Below are 569 nucleotides of genomic sequence, written 5' to 3' on the forward strand. Positions count from 1 at the left end.
ATCTCGCCGCGCGCGGCGGCGCTGGCATGGGCGGCCGTGTGCTGCGCCGCACCGTGCCAGCGCCCGCCGCCCCGCCGCCGAACTACGCCGCCCCCTGGGAGGAGGTGGAGGATGAGGCCGAGCGCGGCCCCGGCCTCGGCACCCGCCTGGCGGCGCCGTTCCGCGCCATGGGCGGCATGCTGGCCCGCCGCCGGGCGGAGGCGCCCTCGCCGCAGCTGGCCGCCATGCTGCGTGCCGCCGATGCCGCCGCCGCCGAATCGGCGCCGCCCCATGCCGCGCTGCGCGGGCCGCGCCAGATGCCGGTGGTGCCGCCGCCCGGCCGCCGCGCCCCTACGGCCCCGCCCCGCCCCGAGGCGGAGGAGGAGGATGACGAGGCCCTGCCGCGCCTGCTGCCCGAGGCCACGCCCGAGCTGCGTGCCCCCCGTGGTGGCGAGCGGGGTGGCGAGCGTGGTGGCGAGCCGCGCGCCATTGCCCTCCGTGGCGACCTGGAGCTGCCGCCGCCGCCGCCCGTGCGCAGCCCCGCGCCCCCGCCGCGCCCGGCCGAGCCGATGCCGCCGCGCCGCGCCACC

The 569-nt window shown here is 83.0% G+C and carries 1 pseudogene; it reads left to right on the forward strand.

Annotation, left to right across the window (positions count from 1 at the left end):
- A pseudogene (locus ACFOY6_RS24295) lies at positions 1–569 on the forward strand (hypothetical protein); the annotation flags it as partial.

Source organism: Teichococcus aestuarii, assembly GCF_042651065.1.
In the GTDB taxonomy this organism is placed as follows: Bacteria; Pseudomonadota; Alphaproteobacteria; order Acetobacterales; family Acetobacteraceae; genus Pseudoroseomonas; species Pseudoroseomonas aestuarii.